A 17,233-nucleotide genomic window follows, 5' to 3' on the forward strand; every position below is an offset into this window, starting at 1 on the left:
TTTAGAGCTAATTAAAAATCACGATTTCACACAATCTAAAAAATTAAATAACCGATTTCTATCGAACTATACCCAGTTTATTCCAAAGCTCTGGCGTCAAGAATGTAGTCACCAATTTATTCAAATCGATATAACGGACTACACCTTTCAGCTGCTCTTTCACTTCAGGCGTTTTTAAAATTTCTTCACCCGTAATACTTCCAAGCTCCTGAAAACTGTCACCCACTGCCTGCACACCTTCTGCCTGAATCACTGCTTTAGTTTGCGCAGAACACTGCTCGACCAATATGCGCTGTAAAATCTGCGCTAAGTTTTTATCCAGCTGCGTGCGCTGCTCTTCATTCACATTGCTGAACTTTTTCAATTCTGGATGTGCTGATAATGCAACAAAAGTCCATTGCAGTACCGTAGTTTTATCCGCAGCGGTAGTCGATTTGACTAGGCAATCACTCAGCTGATCGACCGTTGGGCCAGCAGCAGCCATTTGACTTGCGCCAAGCATAGACAGCGCCAACATACTCAAACATCCAAGGCGGGACAATTGCTGGCGTACAGCAGAAACGTTGAAAGACATTCACAAACTCCTATCAGCAAACTGTCTCTTTGTACCACAAAGTCTAAGGCGATACCTGTTATGACTCTGTAAAACAGCAGTGAATGAGGACTTTTACACAGGACTGAATACAGAACGTATTTTATGGCTTTAAAAGCAACTGATGATGTACTGTGCGCTTTTTATTCCAATACCAGTAAAAATAGCCATCTTCTTGCAGTAAAGTTTCAGTTTCAATAGCGGTTTTCCTCGCCATTCCATGACTCTGCAGCTGATTGTTCACTCCGCCCCAGCATGCCAGCGCCGAATTTCGATTATTGTGCAGATCTATAAATTTCAACTGATCGATAGGTTTTGGCGGAATGTACAGTGCATCTCCCCGTTTGACCCATAAATCTGCCAAATAGATCTTGCCGTCTTTAGGGAAATAACGCGCAACAGAAATCACCAGCGGCAACTCTTGATCAGTAGAAGCAAAAATATGCGGAAAATCATGATGCTCTAGATCTGTACTGACAAAAGGAAATAAGGTTTTGCCCGCTGTTAAACCTGCTTCCAAATAGGGACACCAATACCCTGCATATTTACCGTATTCATAATCAATATGTGCTAAATGCGGGCTTTCATTAACGATCCGAATCGCCTGTCCAGGCTGAATTAAAGTGATTCCAAATGCAGCTGCTGTGTCGGCAGTTGCCCACATGGCCTCATATTCAAAATACTCCCCTTCAAAATCCAGCTGTGTCTGCATTCCAAATTCAGGGGAATTGCTGCTGCCAAGCTGTTGTCTAACTTTATATTGCTTACCTAGCCGCGCTTTCATATGAATCGTCGGCTTTTCTATGAGCTGTGCATGTGATGGCACATTCATTAAATAACTGGGTGCGCCTTGGTCATTATAAAAATAAGGGTTCTCACTCAGAGAAATCTCTTTTTTACGTTTTTCCCGATCAAGCAGCAAAGGTTCGAATGCAGTTTGCTGTAATGCAGTTGTTTTTAAGTCTGTTTGGCTCATAAATGCCTCATTATTCTAATGATTTTTTGATAAATTTTTCGTATATCCCCTTAAGCCAATCTAATGCAGACGCCAAAAAGCTGCCATCGCTATAATTGGGTATTTAATTAAAATCAGTGAGATAAAACAGCAAAATGACTTTATCTACTGACAAATTTAAGGACTATTCCAGCCTTGCACCTAAATTTACGCATCGAGGTTGATCATTTTTAGAGCCAAAATATTTAAACCCAAATTGAAAAAGGCCGCATATGCGGCCTTTTTCATGGGAGAATTGGCATTTTCAAACTTTCATGCATTTATAGATGCTGAATTGTTTTCAACAGCAGATGCAATTTAGGTTCAAAATTACTTCATTTGACTGAGCATGCGCTTAGCACCTGCGTGATTATAGTTTTTAGACAAATTCTGCAAGACCCGCTGCGCTTGGCCTTTGGCATTTGGGAAGCGTGTGCTGTAAGTGGAAATACTGGTTAAACAGCGTGCCACCAGCATGCCAGACTCCGTATAGACCCGTGTGCCTTCAGTTCCTTGCAATTTGCCATAGTTATACGCCCGCTGCGCATTATTGCAGGCATTATTCAAATTTCTACCGCTATTGATGTCTCTGCGTGCATCGACATAAAACTTCATTTGCTGCTGCTGCGGGGTTAAAGAAACCGTGGCAGCTCTGGCTGGCTCTGCTGCTGGAGCTTCTTTTTTCTCTTCCACCTCTTTCACAGCTGCTTTGGCGGAAGCAGCGCTCTTCGCTGGTACTGGAGCTGATTTTTTAGAACTATTATTTGCAGCGGTATTGCTATTGTTCCGATAGAATTTTCGCGCTTCTTCCGCACCCATTAAATCAGTTTTTAAAGTAACTTCTCTTGCGCCAGCATATTGAGCAGAAGCAGACTCAGACACAGGCTCAATCGATACAATCCAACGTTTTCCATCTTTTTGCACACATTGATACGCACCGATGCCTTGTTTCACATTTGCCTTGGACGCCAGTGTACTTCTGTCTCTGGCATCTTTAACCAGACTGAAATTACTTTTAAACAGTAAAGAAAAGTTGCCTTTTTGATCGCTGCAATAATTGCTTAAATACTTGCGCGGATAGAGCGATTGCGGTTCAGCATTGCCCTGCTTTCGACCCCATGCATATACATAGTCTTTGCCGCGGCCATTTGCTTCATTTAAATTTTTTTTATCAATCAATTCTTGAGCAGAATCGTATGAACCCCAAGATTCTGAACCTAATTTTCCGACGGTGGCACAGCCATGCAGCAGCATGCCTAAGCTGCTCATCAACACTATTGTTTTGAAATTCACACATACATTCTCAATCATGCTGAGAAATTGAACATATACGAAAAGCCTTTAAAGCTCAAATTCAACACTTTGTTTTTTATGCGGTTTTTTAATGATGCAATCTATGTTTTCAACATAAACTGCTAATTGAATAATTTATTTTTTAAATTACATGACTCAACTTACAGTTTTATTTGACTAAAAAGCAGCAATTTAAATTTTTGTGAATTTTCATCTTTTAGTTCACGCAATAAAAAAGCCCGCATAATGCGGGCAAATGTTCAGCATGTTTAATCATCTAAGGTCGATTCAAAGGCTTTTAAACGCTTATAAATAGACAATAATTCGATAATCGTCGGCCAAGAAGCAATCAAATATTGAAAAGATTCACGCACTTTGCCAAAGACATTAGAAATCTGCATCATCAGGCCTAAGGTAATTGCACCAGCCGCAATACTCGGAAACAGTACAAAAAGGCCGTATAAATTATCAAGCTGCATATACCAAATGCGCACCATATTAAAATAGGCGTAGTGGAAATACAGTCGGAAATAATTAAAGCGCACTTTAGAAAACAGCTGCTGCAAGGTTAGTGGATCTGCACGCTCTGCATGATCTTCACCATAGACTAGCTCTTTGCGGTAAGCAGCTTCCACTTTCTGGTTATTGAATTCCAAGCCCGGCAGCTTGTAGCCGACCAGCATCAAAATCACCGTACCTGCAATAGACCAAGTGACTGCCGCCCACATCAGTGCATGCGGTATCTCACCGACAATAGGCAATGCTTTTACATGTGATGACAAACTAAACAGCACGGGTAAAAATGCCAGCAGCGTCATCAGCGCTTCAACCAAACTCACACCCAGCCCTTCCATGGTTTTGGCAAAGCGCATAGTGTCTTCCTGTATACGCTGCGATGCGCCCTCTATATGGCGCAGCTTCTCCCAATTGGCCGTGTAGTAATCGTTCATTGCTGTACGCCAGCGGAATACATAATGACTGACAAAGAATAAGTTAAAGACCGCAGTAGTTACATAAACCATCGCTATATATAAGAACGTCAGCGTGCCGCTATAGAGCTGTGTGACATCGCCGCCGCCGCCGCTGAGCATTTTTTGAATGAGATCATAAAATGGGTTGTACCATGCATTGACGACAACGCTGACCTGCACACCAAACCAGATATTAAATAAAATAAAGGCAGAACCCCACACTGACCAGCCCTGCCAAGGATTGTCTGATTTTAAACGCCAAAATACGGCGAAAATTACTGTAGAAATGAAGAACCAGCCATAAAACCATAAAAAAGCAGGTGACCAAAAACGGCTGACACCGATAGGCAATGCTGCATCTGCATAACGCTGCGGCATACCGAGGAATGTGCCCCAACCGCTGCCGCCGCTATACCAAAGCGCAATGTTTATAACAAACCATAAAATGAGTGATCCAAAAAACCATTTTGGATTGGGAAAAAAGGATTTAAACATTCTGCTCTAGGTGTCCTTTATTTTTGATTTGAATGATATAGGCGAATCATAAAACTTAATCCTTAATTTTTCTTTTAAAATTCGTTATTTCAGCAATTATTCTGATCAGGTGATACAGCTTAAGATGAACGATATTACACACGAATTCAACTCAACTCAGCTCTATTTTTGGATAAACAGATGACGCACCTGCACAATGCAAATTCGCTGCATACTGGCCGCCAGAGCTTTGCAATTTAACCGTATAAACCAGCAAAATCATGAATTCTACAGACTCGTCAGGCTATTCATCAAAACAGGTATCGATTTCTGCCCAGCAGCGAAAATCAATTTTAAAAGTAAATTGTGATTAATCTACCCAAACAAAATGAAGCAACACTTAAAAAACTGACTGATTTTTTATATTAACTGTTATTCACAAATGGTTTTTTATATGATGCAAACAACAGTATTTACAACAACAGTTAAAAACTCATAGAATGTGTTAATATCATAAAACACTCGATATAAAATCGAAGGGGATTAAAATGGATAACCTGATTGTAGAACTACTTAAGCCAGTCACCCTTGAAAAAGAAAACTGTGAGCCTCTAACCTTTGAAGAAGGCACCGTGCTTAAAGTTGTCATGCAAACTCCTAAAGGCCTTTTAGTCAGCAATGATGATAACTTTAACTTTATGATTTCCCTCAAAGATCAAGACACCGTTTGGCGTGAAATCTGATCATCTCCTGCTTAAAGCAACAATACTGCATCTGTAAAGTTTATCCCCAAAATAGATGCAGTATTTTTATGTCTGCCTGCCTATTTTAGGATGTTATTTCAGTAAATACCTTTCTAATTCTTATCCCTAATTATAGGGATAGACAAACCGTATTATTTATTTTAATTAATCATCTTATTTTATTAATTGCCTGCTTATTACATTTAAATCAGCGGTTTATTTTTTTCTAAATTTTTCCCTGTTTATTTTATCTAAACAATTGAAAATCGATTGAGTTCACGCTTGCTATACTTAAAACGGCATCCTTTCAGTTTAAGCTAAACTATTCAGCTGCATGCAAATACAGTTATGGGTTTTGCCATGAATTGGAAGGGAAAAATTATGCCCGTCAAATCTATAAAAACAGTCAAAAAGCCTCTTACCCGCTCTGAAAATATGGCTGCGATTCACTCTAAAAATACAATCCCTGAAATCAAAATCCGTAAAGCCCTGCATCATGCGGGCCTGCGCTTTCGTCTGCACAATAAAGACCTAGCTGGAACGCCTGATATCGTGCTGAAAAAATACCGTACTGTCGTTTTTGTGCATGGCTGCTTTTGGCATAAACATGACTGCAAGTATTTTCATTGGCCCAAAAGCAATTTGGATTATTGGCAGCCCAAAATTTTAAAGAATGTAGAACGGGATACTGCGCATACGCTCACTTTGCTGCAAAATCATTGGAAAGTCTGCATCTGGTGGGAATGCTCTACCCGTCAAACCGATGATCTGGCTTGGTCATTGCAGCGTTTTTTAGCATGGCTTTCAGAACCTGATAATCACTATTTAGAATTATAAATCTCCTCAAAATCAGCGCTACTTTGCTTCTTATTGCTTAATACCATTTAATTGATCTCACCTCTATTTCTTTACTTACAAAACTTAACAATACAAAAATAAAGCCTGCAACTAAATTTAAAAAACTTTTTGTTATTTATTTCATTACTTTATGTTATAAAAATAACAGTTTCTAAAATTAATTACGCATTTCGTAATTAATTTATGTATTGAATAATTATTTTAGCCATTTATGATGGGATTATAGATTAATTTTATCGAATGTGTTTTTGGAATGGCCTCCAAAATATTCAAAAAATTAAGACTTGAGCAAATGGAATTGTTATCAAAATTAATCAGATATCTTTTTATAGAACACTGATGCAAGCATCGCGGATATAAAATCTATTTGCTCATGACAACAAGTTGAAAAAAGGCAATTGGATTGCCCAAATAAAATGAGGATGTTTTATGAATGAGTTAGCAAACCCTTTACAACTCTGTGGCTTTGAATTTATTGAGTTTGTCTCTCAAGACGGTGAATTGGACGCAATTTTCTCAACAATCGGCTTCACCAAGGTCGCTAAACATAAATCTAAAAACGTGTATTTATGGCGTCAGGGAAATATCAATATTATTCTGAATTATCAGCCTGAGTCTTCTGCTGCGTATTTTTACCAAGAACACGGTCCTTCTGCCTGCGCCATGGGATTTAGAACCAAAGATGCAGCCAAAGCATTTCATAAAGCAGTCGAGCTTGGCGCAGAGCCGATTTACAGTAAAATTGGCCCAATGGAACTCAATATTCCTGCCATCAAAGGCATCGGCGGATCCCCAATTTTCTTGGTGGACCGTGACATCTACAGCAGCGACTTTGTTTTTATTGAAGGGCAAGACCCGCGCCCTGTTGGCACTGGCCTGCAAGAAATTGACCATTTAACCCATAACGTCTACAAAGGCCGTATGGATTATTGGGCAAATTTCTATGAAAAAATCTTTAATTTCCAAGAAATCCGCTACTTCGATATTAAAGGCGAATATACCGGTTTAACCTCAAAAGCCCTCACCGCGCCCGACGGCAAAATCCGTATTCCGCTGAATGAAGACTCAGACAAAGGAAATGGTCAAATTGCTGAATTCTTAAATGAGTTTAATGGTGAAGGCATTCAGCATATTGCCTTTATTACCGATGACCTGCTTGGCACATGGGATAAATTGAAAGCACTGGGCGCGAAGTTTATGACCCCGCCGCCAAATACCTATTACGAAATGCTGCCTGAACGCCTGCCAAATCATGGCGAGCCAACCGAAGAGCTGCAAAAGCGCGGCATTCTGCTGGACGGCAATACCAAAGACGGCAGCAACCGCCTGCTGCTGCAGATCTTCTCTGAAAATATGCTCGGCCCCGTATTCTTCGAGTTTATTCAGCGTAAAGATGACGACGGTTTTGGCGAAGGCAACTTTAAAGCGTTGTTTGAATCGATTGAACGTGACCAAATCAAGCGCGGTGTTTTAGATATTTCCAACGCTTAAGCGCTCTGCCGATTAGAAAATGTCGGATCTATTTCATTCATAAATGACAGCCTCAGCGCGCAAGTCCGCTTGCGCCTAGGTCCTCTTTTTGCAGATTATTTTCAAAAACTTATGATTCAGTTCAGCCGCACAGCAAAACAATAAATAAAAACTGACGGGCAATATATGAGCTGAATTTTGACATGGATGATGTTAGAAAATGCAGCAAACACAGCAAGGAAACCTAAAAAAAGGTTTAAGTAATCGCCATATTCAATTGATCGCCCTTGGCGGTTCGATCGGTACAGGATTGTTTCTCGGTATTTCACAAACCATTAAATTGGCAGGCCCTTCAGTCATTTTAGGCTATGCCATTGCAGGCTTGATCGCATTTTTAATGATGCGCCAACTGGGCGAAATGATTGTGGAAGAACCCGTCAGCGGTTCATTCAGCCATTTTGCCTATAAATACTGGGGAAAATTTGCCGGCTTCATGTCTGGCTGGAACTACTGGGTGCTGAATATTTTGGTTTGTATGGCAGAGCTTAGCGCCATTGGACTCTATATCCATTATTGGTGGCCTGATATCCCAACATGGATTTCCGCTTTAGGCTTTTTCATTTTTATTAATGTCATAAACCTATTAAACGTGAAACTGTTTGGCGAAATGGAATTTTGGCTGGCCATTATTAAAGTCATTGCCATTATCGCCATGATTGCCTTTGGCAGTTACCTGCTGGCCAGCGGCAGTGGCGGCACATCGTCCAGCCTGAGCAACTTATGGTCACTGGGCGGATTTTTCCCTCATGGCATGATGGGCTTAGTCATGGCAATGGCCATGATCATGTTTGCCTTTGGCGGTATTGAACTGGTCGGCATTGCAGCAGCCGAAACCGATAATCCCAAAACTACCCTGCCCAAAGCCATTAACCAAATTGTGTACCGCGTTTTACTGTTTTACATTTTAAGTTTGGTGATTATTCTTTCGCTGTACCCTTGGAACCAAATGGCGCAAGGCGGCAGCCCTTTTGTTATGATTTTTGATTCATTGGGCAGTCAAACGACCGCCACTATTTTAAATTTTGTAGTGCTGACTGCAGCCGTTTCAGTCTATAACAGCACCAATTACTGCACCAGCCGCATGTTATTGGGCTTAGCCGAACAAGGCAATGCGCCAAAGCTGTTCAGCAAAATTAATGACCGCGGCATCCCCTTTAATGCTGTAATGGCTTCTGCATTTTTTACTTTAATCTGCGTGCTCATCAATTACTTATTCCCTGAAAAAGCATTTAGCCTATTAATGATGCTGGTCGTTGCTGCACTCGTGATCAACTGGATCGTCATTTCTTATACGCACCTGAAGTTTAAAAAGCATATGCTGAATACACAGACTCAAACCTTGTTTCCAAGCATTGCCTATCCATTTACAAATTACTTATGTATTGCGTTTATGTGCGGTATTTTATGGATTATGAGTCAGTCAGATATGCGGATTGCGGTATGGATGATCCCATGCTGGGTATCCATTTTACTGGTGGCTTATTTCTTTAAGCAGAAAAAAGCAGCCAATCAGACGCTGATTGTCAAAGATGAAATCCGCCTTTCTTGAAGGCGGCAGTTAAACACGAATAATGAAGGTTAGACCATGTTCCAACATGTAGATGCCTATGCAGGCGATCCAATTCTTTCCCTGATGGAAGATTTTGTAAAGGATGAACGGACTCAAAAAGTTAATTTAAGTATTGGACTGTATTACAACGAAGATAATATCGTGCCGCAGTTAAATTGCGTACAGGCTGCCTATAAAAATATTGAATCTGGCAATGACAAAGTTAAACTGTACCTGCCGATGGATGGTTTAAAGCCTTATAACCAAGCGACTCAAGCTTTGGTTTTAGGTGCATATAGCCCTGCCCGCCGTGATGGCCGTGCAGTGACCATTCAAACTTTAGGCGGTTCTGGCGCGCTTAAAGTAGGTGCGGACTTTTTAAAAAAATACTTCCCGCAGTCTGATGTTTGGGTCAGCCAGCCGACATGGGAAAACCACATTGCCATTTTTAATGGCGCAGGCATTGCATCGCATTTTTATCCCTATTTTGACGATAAAACCAATGGTGTAAACGTTCCTGCAATGTTGGAAACCTTAGCTGCACTTCCAGCAAAAAGCATTGTGCTGCTGCACCCATGCTGCCATAACCCAACAGGTGCAGATTTAACACCTGCAGAATGGGATCAAGTGATTGCTGTATTAAAACAGCAAGACTTAATTCCATTTTTGGACATCGCATATCAAGGTTTTGGACAAGGCCTTGAAGAAGATGCCTATGCGATCCGTGCATTAGACCGTTCAGGCATGAACTTTATTGTCAGCAATTCATTTTCAAAAATCTTTTCACTGTATGGCGAACGTGTTGGCGGCTTAACCTTTGTTTGTGATGATTCAGAAACTGCGCAAAAAGTTTTGGGTCAGCTCAAAGCGACTGTACGCCGCATTTATTCTAGTCCAGCAACAACAGGGGCTTTGCTGGTTGAAAATGTGTTGAATACCCCTGCACTGAATGCCGAGTGGCAAGCCGAACTGAATGAAATGCGTGTTCGCATCCAGCATATGCGCGAATTGCTCAGTACTAAACTGAATCAAGCTTTGCCAGAACGTAACTTTGATTATCTGCTGAAACAGCAAGGCATGTTCAGCTATACAGGCCTAACCGCAGCACAGGTTGATCAACTGAAAGATCAATACGGCATTTACCTCGTGCGCAGCGGCCGTATGTGTGTAGCTGGCCTGAATTTAAGCAATATTGATTATGTGGCCGATTCTTTTGCCAAAGTTATTCAAGCTGCTTAAACAGCAAGCTCTAAATCACGCTCAAAAATTAAAAATGCCTGCTGATGCAGGCATTTTTAATTTTTGAGTTCAGAATCAGAAATGGCATGACTGTTCAAGCTTAAACCGTAAAATCAAACTCGGTTTTTCGAATATTCGGGCAGCTCTAAACCTTTAAATTTCAACAAGAACAGGCAATTCTCGATGAGCGATTTCAAAAGCTTCTTGTGCATCTAATCCCACCGCAGTCAGCAAAAGTTCTGCAACTTCGGAACCAATCTCCCGCCAAGTCTTATGCCCTTCTAAAACTAGAAAAATAGAGGATAAAACTGATCCCGTGACAATAGCCATAACGGCAGGCAAGAGTTCAGGACGGATATGATAGCGCTGAGTTTCTATGCCTTTATGCAAATCTGAAAGCGGTGAAGCTTCGCCTGTCCACAGACCGCTTAATGATTGTGAATTAAATGAAAACTTACAGATAAAACGCCCCCAATCCGGCTCTTCATGGGCACGGCGAATATACATGCGAACGCCTGTTGCAATGCGCCAAGCCGCGTCTTGATCATCGCCAAAGGTTTTGATCACCCGCGCGTTCATTTCATGTGTCAGCTGATGAGCGATGTCTTCAAATAAAGAATCTGGATTTAAGCCATTATTATAAATCGTGCCGCGGGCGACGCCTGAAACTTCGGCCAATTCACTAACGGTAATTGCCGTTGAACCTTTTTCAGCAAATAAACGCAGCGCCGCTCGGTGGATTCTTTTTTGTGATGAAGAAATTGCCATTTGGCTCCTCTTTTGAACAAATCCATTTAATTTGAACAAACTTTAACATATTTAACACCGACGATCCTCAAGGTTTTTGCGCAACAGAAGCCATCTATTAAAGAGATCTGCTCAGTCATCAACTGAAGATTTAGATTGCACTGCGCAGCCATAGTTCGGTTTTTTCCCAGAGCTGCTGCGCCAAAGCCAAATCTTGCGCTGCAGGTGAAGACTGCACCACTTTACAGTCTTCATAATAAAATCCGCTTTCCCCCGCCAGCTGCGGCTTGGTCGCGCAGTGCAAAGATGTTAATGCGCCCTGCTGCGGCGTGAGCATAAATTTACCCAGCAGCTTAGACATGGGTTTCGGTAATTTGCGCCAAATATCGGTTGCAACCACACCTGGGTGAACCGCATATACCGTTACCCCTGTGCTGAATAAACGGCGCGCCAACTCTTTGGCAAATAAAACATTTGCCAGCTTGGCTGTACTGTATTCCTTAATCGCGCCTATGCTGGATGCGGGCTTTAAAAGCTGATCAAAGTCGATGCCATTGGCATGACGGTGCGCTTTGCTGGCAACCACCACTACACGTGCAGGCGCTGACTGCTGCAGTTTTTCAGTTAATAATTGAATCAGCAGAAAATGCCCGACATGGCATACCCCAAAAGTCTGCTCAAAACCTGAATCGGTGAGGCCTTTTGCTCCTGCTACACCTGCATTGGCAATCAGTACATGCAACGGTAAATTGAGGCTGAGAAAGTTTTTAGCGCAGGCTTTGACGGAATCAATATTGCCCAGTTCCAGTGCTAAATACTCTGCTTTTGCGGTTTGTTCTGAGCATTGATCAATCTCATCCAATACTGGCTTGGCCTTGGCAAAATCACGGCAAGTGATAAATACATGATAGCCTTGCAAGGCCAGCTGATTAGCCGTTTCACGGCCTATGCCTGAACTTGCGCCAGTAACCAACGCCACTTTCCCATTCGGCTGTACTTGTGCCATTTTGATTTCCTTTTATTGGTTCGCTTTTATTCATTGGTTTTTTAGTTTTCGTGCCAGTGATGCCAAGGTCTTTTTAGCGTTGAAACTTTGGCATCATTTTTTATTTATCAGCTTTCATTGATTCGCATGATATTCATTTATAAAGTTGATCTGTAGCCTTAAAGCATGCCGCAGCCCGGAATGCAGTGCAATTTCCATTCATCTCAAACATCAAAATACACAGCATAATCCGAGTGCTTTGTAACTATTTTTGCAGCATCAGCAATGTATCAACCCTGTTTTCAAGTCCAAGCACTTTTAAACCAATAAGGCTTCATCTTGCGGCATTTGGCAAGGACTGGCACTGAGATTCAATTGCAGTTTTAACTGCTGTACAGCCGCATTTAATTGTTCCGGCGCAACCAAAGCAAAGACAAAATGGTCTGGTCTAAGCAGTACAATGCTTTGATCTTTCTGGGTTTTAACACCTTTAAGCCATTGCTGAAACTCGCCGTGAATATCTTCTACTTCTGCCAAGTTAGGGTTTAAATCCCGAAGGATTCGGCCTTGCGGACGCCCTGCGTAGGCATGAATTTGTACGGCTTGTGCATTCAGCCTGCTTAAAATGGCTTTGGACTCTGCAGACAATACCTCACTCGGATCACACTCAAAACCAATCAAAGCATAACTTTCACCTAATACATCATCCAGCAGAATCCGTCTACCGTTAAAACCGCGCAGTGTCGGCTGCGGTATCAATTTACCTTCCGGTGAACGGCGTTTAGTTCTCGGCAATCCTAAATATTGATGCGCTTCATACACCGGCGCAGGTTTAAACCCGCCTTCTTCAGACCATTTCTTTAAAAATGGCACAGCCTGTATGGTTTTGAGCACACCATCGCGTAATTTTGTCGCAATCGGGCTGGTCATTGACACCACATCTTTGAGCAATACCGATGAATCAATCATGGCTTTGGCATGATGAAAGCGCTCTCTGGCATAACTATCGAGCAGGCTTTCATGCGCACGGCCAGATAAAACATCACTGAGTTTCCAGCCGAGGTTATAGGCATCGCGTACGCCTGAGCTTGCGCCTTGCCCCATAAACTGCGGGGTCATGTGCGCAGCATCTCCCGCCAGCACCACATGGCGTTCACGCCATTGATTCGCCACCAAAGCATTGAAGGTATAAACCAGTTTGCGATTCACTTCAAAATCATCTGGATTGACATATTTTGCCAGCAATTCACGTACGGTTTCTGGACGCTCCATATATTCTGCGGTTTGGCCTTTTTGCAGCATAAATTCAAAACGGTGATGACCGTCTGGCTGTACACAGCTCACAACCGGCAAATCAGGATCGACCACAAAATTGAAATACGGCATGTGGCGCAGGCCTTTATTGCGGTCTTTTTGCTTTAAGTCCACCACAAGCCAAGGCTCTGGAAAATTCTTACCCGTCATTTCAATGCCCAGCTTGGCCCGCACTGTACTGCGCCCGCCATCAGCGCCTACCAAGTAGCGCGCGCGGATTTCCTGTACATCCAGATTTCCATCACCTTCAGTTTTATCTGCGCTGCTGTCATGAAATCGGTATTGCTGTGTGGCCTGATGCACAATGGTCACGGTATCGGCATCTTGGCTGAAATTCACCAACTCACGGCCGCGGCGGATGTCCACATTTGAATATTTGCTTAATCCATGGGTTAAAGATGTTTCCAGATAGGGCTGATAGAAGAAATTGACCACAGGCCAGCCATTTGGACGTTTTAAAGGCTTGTACTGCGACAGCACCGTGCCGTCTGGCCGCGCCAGCTGTACAGGCGTATCCAGCAGCATATCTTTTTGCAGCTCTTCCGCCATGCCGATGGACTGGAAAATCCGCATGCATTCATCATCGGTATAGACTGCGCGGGCATTGCCGTAAAATACCGGTTCACGCTCTAAGACCACCACGTGATGGCCGCGCTTGCCCAATATATGCGCCAAAACCAAACCTGTAGGCCCCAGTCCTGAAATAACGACATCTGCAATCTCAGGACGTTTCGTATTGGCTTTTTTTGTATTGCTTCGTTCCATCGTATTCACCATTGTTCTTTCTGTTTTTTCTTGCTTAAACCTAAGCGCGTAATTTTTTTAGGCAAAACGAGGCTAGAGCAAGCGCTCAGCTGCGCCTGCTTTGGGTTTTGCTTCATTGCCGTTTAAATATGGATGCTTTAAATCGGGGAATATTCATCCCGTTTCAGTGATTTCAGCCCGCGGTTTAACTGACCGAATTCGTGCAGCAATTTATGCGCAGGTGTTGGGTTGCGGGGTTTATGCCCCCACACGCTAATCGACGTATGCTTAACAGGTGTCCAAACCGCTTCATCAATTTTGATTGGGTTCCAGCCCAGCTCGACTTCAAAATCGGACGGGCTAGCCACATAAAATGACACTTCACGGTCATTGGTATGCAGGCCAACATCCCACACCACATGAAAGCCATAATCTTTGCAGCGCTGATAAGATGCCGTGACATCTTCAATATCCAGCACCTGAAAATTGACATGCTGAATGCGGGTGCGGATGGGATCAAGATGCACGCTGCCGCGGGTACGCGCCACAGCCACGGAATGATGGCGTTCATTCAGGCGTAAAAAGCTGACATCCAAAATGACGCCATTGATCTTCTGTTCAATGGTATCGGTTAGCCGCGCATCAAAAAATTCCTGCCAAAATCGAATCATTTTTTCGGGTTTGCGTGAGGTCAGCGCCACATGCCCCATACCGCAATCACCAGTATAGAAACCGCTGACTTTGGTCTCTAAGTCATCCTGTGTATGCAGCGCGTCAATAAATAGCTCTAACTGAATATCTTTTGGGCCCCGTAAGGTCCAAAATGCTTTGACCCTACGCAATACCGCATCTTCTGCTGTGCCTTGCGCATAATCTATGCCGCGCTGATCGAAGCGGCGTAGCACCTCCTGCAGTACAGATTGATCTGCCAACTGCACCCCTAAATGCGTTACATCTTCCTGTACGCCTTTTTGAATGATCAAGCGTTTTTGATGATCATCGATACGGAAACTGAGCGCCTGTTCGGTACGTTCTGACAGCATCAGCCCAAGGCATTTTTGTGCAAAATCAATCCATTCATCGAACTTGCTGGATTCTGCAATCAAATAGCCTATTTTTACTTTGCCAAAGATATTCATATCCACCTCTTAACCCGATGACGATGTTGAAGCTTGTGCTGCAGGCGTATGCAGACCCATAAAGCTCGCAGTGACTGCATTAAACTGTTCGGCCCGCTCCCACTGCACCCAGTGTCCCGTTTGCGCAAAATAATATAGATCACAGTTTTTCATGGTCTGGCGCAAGGTTTCGCCGCCGCTCGGACGGTTGACTTTGTCATCCGAACCCCACAGCACCAGCGTTGGCGTATTGCAGCGCTTCAAACGCGGGTCACGGCTGAAATCCATGCGGAGTGCGCCTTTCAGGCCATTTGGACGCTGCAATGGCGGTGATGCAATGACGTCCGGGTCAATGCTGGCTTGATAACGCAGCTCAATTAAATCTTCTGACACTTGCGAGCCGTCATACACCAAATATTCACGTATAAAGGTGCGCAGCTTTTCCCGCGTTGGCCCTTCACCGCTGTAATAATTTAATAATTGCTGCAGGCCTTTGGTCGGCAAACCGCGCGTCGTATTGATGCCGCCCGGCCCCATCAGCACTAAGGAAGCAACCCGCTCTGGCGCTTCCAAAGCCATCCGCAGCGCGCAGGCACCGCCCAATGAATTGCCGACGATATGAATTTTAGGAATATTCAGCTGATCCAATAGACCCAGCATCACTTCGGCTAAATCGCCAAAAGGGTCTGAACGTTTGACGCCTTTGCTGGACTGGCCATAGCCCTGCATATCGGGAACAATCACACGGAAGTTTTGCGCCAAAGCTTCAATATTTTTTGAATAATTGGATAGCCCCGTTGCGCCTGCGCCGCCGCCATGCAGCATCAGCACGGGAAAGCCTTCACCAGCTTCACTGACAAAGACCTTGCGCTGTGCAAATTCAATAAAATAGCTTTTCAGCCCATGTATTTGTACTTGCTGATTCATACCGAGACTGCCTCTTTATGTTTATTTTTAAACCATATTGAACAATAGTGTTCAATTTTTCAATAGATTTATTTATTATTTTTTGATCAATTCAATTGAACTTTAAAAAAACATTTTATACATTAGTGTTCAATTAATAAAAATTGAGTATAAAAATGGCCTTAAATCTGCTGCGTTATCACGATCAAAATCAATTCGCTTGGGGGGTACTGGAACACGGACAGATTTATCCGCTCAAAATTGATGAAAGCACAACTGACACAACAGCTGCAGTGATTCGGCTGGGCATTCAAGGAATACAGCAGCTGGTCAATCGGGAGATTGCGCTGCCCTTAGATGCGGTTGAACTGCTCAGCCCAATTACATCGGAACAGAAAATCATTTGTCAGGGCGCCAATTACCGCCAGCACATGATTGATTCGGGCATGAATCCCGACGAGAAAAATTTCAATATGTTCTTTACCAAATCCAGCGCGTCTATTCATGCGCCTGTTGGCGCCATTGCCAAGCCTAAGCATGTGCAGCTGCTGGATTATGAAATTGAGCTGTGCCTGATTTTAAAACAGGACATCGATCACCAAGTCAGCGTCAACGGCAGCAACCTGCATGAATATGTGGCCGGCATCTGCATCGGCAATGATGTTTCTGCACGGGATGTGCAAATTCCGCAAACGCAATTTTATAAAGGCAAAAGCTATCGCAGTTTCTGTCCGCTTGGCCCCATCCTATGCCTGCTGGAAGCGCATGAAATGCATTATCTGCAGCAAATGAATTTGAGCTTAAAGGTTAATGGCGCGGCGCGTCAGCAGGACTCCAGCGCCAATATGGTGTTTAAGCCTGCCGAAACCCTGAGTGAAATGTCGCAAGTTTTTAACTTCCGCGCGGGGGATGTGGTTATGACAGGAACACCGTCTGGCTGCGCGCTGTCGATTCCCTCTCCGCTTTTGGTAAAAATTTCTGGCCTGCTGCCCGAACATAAAAAATGGGAAATCTTTATTAAAAAACAAAAAGCTACAGGTCATTATTTAAATATCGGCGATGTGCTGGAACTGCAGATTCAAAGCGCTGATGGAAAAATAGATTTGGGCACACAGCGCCACACAGTTGAATTTTTAAAATAATGAACTTCAGTCAGGTTTAAACATTGCGATTCAT

At 43.2% G+C, this 17,233-nt stretch carries 15 protein-coding genes; 6 read left to right on the plus strand and 9 right to left on the minus strand.

What is annotated here, in order from left to right; genetic code table 11:
- Positions 1-58: 58 nt before the first annotated feature.
- The 4 genes from B9T34_RS01865 to sbmA all read right to left on the minus strand — a co-directional run bounded on the left by B9T34_RS01865 (position 59) and on the right by sbmA (position 4,345).
- Positions 59-517, minus strand: a complete 459-nt coding sequence (locus B9T34_RS01865) for a hypothetical protein (protein ID WP_416202696.1) — start codon at positions 515-517, stop codon at positions 59-61.
- 178 nt (positions 518-695) lie between these two features.
- Positions 696-1,568: a hypothetical protein gene (locus tag B9T34_RS01870; protein WP_086211449.1), complete on the minus strand. Its 873-nt coding sequence runs from the start codon at positions 1,566-1,568 to the stop codon at positions 696-698.
- 348 nt (positions 1,569-1,916) lie between these two features.
- Positions 1,917-2,897: a hypothetical protein gene (locus B9T34_RS01875; protein ID WP_086211450.1), complete on the minus strand. Its 981-nt coding sequence runs from the start codon at positions 2,895-2,897 to the stop codon at positions 1,917-1,919.
- Positions 2,898-3,148: 251 nt separating this feature from the next.
- Positions 3,149-4,345 (minus strand): peptide antibiotic transporter SbmA, encoded by a 1,197-nt coding sequence (sbmA, locus tag B9T34_RS01880; protein ID WP_086211451.1) that lies wholly within the window; start codon positions 4,343-4,345, stop codon positions 3,149-3,151.
- Between the two features lie 527 nt (positions 4,346-4,872).
- Between sbmA and B9T34_RS01885 the strand changes: the two genes are divergently transcribed.
- The 5 genes from B9T34_RS01885 (at position 4,873) to B9T34_RS01905 (ending at position 10,243) form a co-directional block, all read left to right on the plus strand.
- Positions 4,873-5,067 (plus strand): hypothetical protein, encoded by a 195-nt coding sequence (locus tag B9T34_RS01885; protein ID WP_086211452.1) that lies wholly within the window; start codon positions 4,873-4,875, stop codon positions 5,065-5,067.
- 360 nt (positions 5,068-5,427) lie between these two features.
- A complete protein-coding gene (locus B9T34_RS01890; RefSeq protein WP_228147388.1) occupies positions 5,428-5,904 on the plus strand; it encodes a very short patch repair endonuclease in 477 nt (158 codons plus the stop codon).
- Positions 5,905-6,354: 450 nt separating this feature from the next.
- Entirely contained in the window at positions 6,355-7,416 is a 1,062-nt protein-coding gene (hppD, locus tag B9T34_RS01895) for a 4-hydroxyphenylpyruvate dioxygenase (protein WP_086211453.1), read from the plus strand.
- Positions 7,417-7,615: 199 nt separating this feature from the next.
- Positions 7,616-9,004, plus strand: coding sequence for an amino acid permease (locus tag B9T34_RS01900; RefSeq protein WP_086211454.1), 1,389 nt, complete (start codon positions 7,616-7,618; stop codon positions 9,002-9,004).
- Between the two features lie 36 nt (positions 9,005-9,040).
- A complete protein-coding gene (locus B9T34_RS01905; RefSeq protein WP_086211455.1) occupies positions 9,041-10,243 on the plus strand; it encodes an aromatic amino acid transaminase in 1,203 nt (400 codons plus the stop codon).
- A 153-nt stretch (positions 10,244-10,396) separates the two neighbouring features.
- Here B9T34_RS01905 and B9T34_RS01910 read toward each other — a convergent pair whose 3' ends face one another.
- The 5 genes from B9T34_RS01910 to B9T34_RS01930 form a co-directional block, all read right to left on the minus strand.
- Positions 10,397-11,011: a TetR/AcrR family transcriptional regulator gene (locus B9T34_RS01910; RefSeq protein WP_086211456.1), complete on the minus strand. Its 615-nt coding sequence runs from the start codon at positions 11,009-11,011 to the stop codon at positions 10,397-10,399.
- A 130-nt stretch (positions 11,012-11,141) separates the two neighbouring features.
- On the minus strand, positions 11,142-11,996 hold the full coding sequence (locus B9T34_RS01915; protein WP_086211457.1) for an SDR family oxidoreductase: 855 nt from the start codon (positions 11,994-11,996) through the stop codon (positions 11,142-11,144).
- Positions 11,997-12,293: 297 nt separating this feature from the next.
- Entirely contained in the window at positions 12,294-14,054 is a 1,761-nt protein-coding gene (locus B9T34_RS01920) for a bifunctional 3-(3-hydroxy-phenyl)propionate/3-hydroxycinnamic acid hydroxylase (RefSeq protein ID WP_086211652.1), read from the minus strand.
- A gap of 137 nt (positions 14,055-14,191) precedes the next feature.
- Complete coding sequence (locus B9T34_RS01925) at positions 14,192-15,172, minus strand: VOC family protein (RefSeq protein ID WP_086211458.1); 981 nt, start codon at positions 15,170-15,172, stop codon at positions 14,192-14,194.
- Positions 15,173-15,181: 9 nt separating this feature from the next.
- Positions 15,182-16,078, minus strand: a complete 897-nt coding sequence (locus B9T34_RS01930; RefSeq protein WP_086211459.1) for an alpha/beta fold hydrolase — start codon at positions 16,076-16,078, stop codon at positions 15,182-15,184.
- A gap of 155 nt (positions 16,079-16,233) precedes the next feature.
- On the opposite strand from B9T34_RS01930, the gene B9T34_RS01935 reads away from it, so the two are divergent.
- A complete protein-coding gene (locus tag B9T34_RS01935; RefSeq protein ID WP_086211460.1) occupies positions 16,234-17,199 on the plus strand; it encodes a fumarylacetoacetate hydrolase family protein in 966 nt (321 codons plus the stop codon).
- Positions 17,200-17,233: the final 34 nt, after the last annotated feature.

It is taken from the genome of Acinetobacter sp. ANC 3813 (genome assembly GCF_002135435.1).
Taxonomy (GTDB): domain Bacteria; phylum Pseudomonadota; class Gammaproteobacteria; order Pseudomonadales; family Moraxellaceae; genus Acinetobacter.

Coding starts and splice junctions, on each gene's coding strand:
- B9T34_RS01865 (WP_416202696.1), bottom strand. CDS start 517: ATGTTGGCGCTGTCTATGCTTGGCGCAAGTCAAATGGCTGCTGCTGGC.
- B9T34_RS01870 (WP_086211449.1), bottom strand. CDS start 1,568: ATGAGCCAAACAGACTTAAAAACAACTGCATTACAGCAAACTGCATTC.
- B9T34_RS01875 (WP_086211450.1), bottom strand. CDS start 2,897: ATGATTGAGAATGTATGTGTGAATTTCAAAACAATAGTGTTGATGAGC.
- sbmA (WP_086211451.1), bottom strand. CDS start 4,345: ATGTTTAAATCCTTTTTTCCCAATCCAAAATGGTTTTTTGGATCACTC.
- B9T34_RS01885 (WP_086211452.1), top strand. CDS start 4,873: ATGGATAACCTGATTGTAGAACTACTTAAGCCAGTCACCCTTGAAAAA.
- B9T34_RS01890 (WP_228147388.1), top strand. CDS start 5,428: ATGAATTGGAAGGGAAAAATTATGCCCGTCAAATCTATAAAAACAGTC.
- hppD (WP_086211453.1), top strand. CDS start 6,355: ATGAATGAGTTAGCAAACCCTTTACAACTCTGTGGCTTTGAATTTATT.
- B9T34_RS01900 (WP_086211454.1), top strand. CDS start 7,616: ATGCAGCAAACACAGCAAGGAAACCTAAAAAAAGGTTTAAGTAATCGC.
- B9T34_RS01905 (WP_086211455.1), top strand. CDS start 9,041: ATGTTCCAACATGTAGATGCCTATGCAGGCGATCCAATTCTTTCCCTG.
- B9T34_RS01910 (WP_086211456.1), bottom strand. CDS start 11,011: ATGGCAATTTCTTCATCACAAAAAAGAATCCACCGAGCGGCGCTGCGT.
- B9T34_RS01915 (WP_086211457.1), bottom strand. CDS start 11,996: ATGGCACAAGTACAGCCGAATGGGAAAGTGGCGTTGGTTACTGGCGCA.
- B9T34_RS01920 (WP_086211652.1), bottom strand. CDS start 14,054: ATGGAACGAAGCAATACAAAAAAAGCCAATACGAAACGTCCTGAGATT.
- B9T34_RS01925 (WP_086211458.1), bottom strand. CDS start 15,172: ATGAATATCTTTGGCAAAGTAAAAATAGGCTATTTGATTGCAGAATCC.
- B9T34_RS01930 (WP_086211459.1), bottom strand. CDS start 16,078: ATGAATCAGCAAGTACAAATACATGGGCTGAAAAGCTATTTTATTGAA.
- B9T34_RS01935 (WP_086211460.1), top strand. CDS start 16,234: ATGGCCTTAAATCTGCTGCGTTATCACGATCAAAATCAATTCGCTTGG.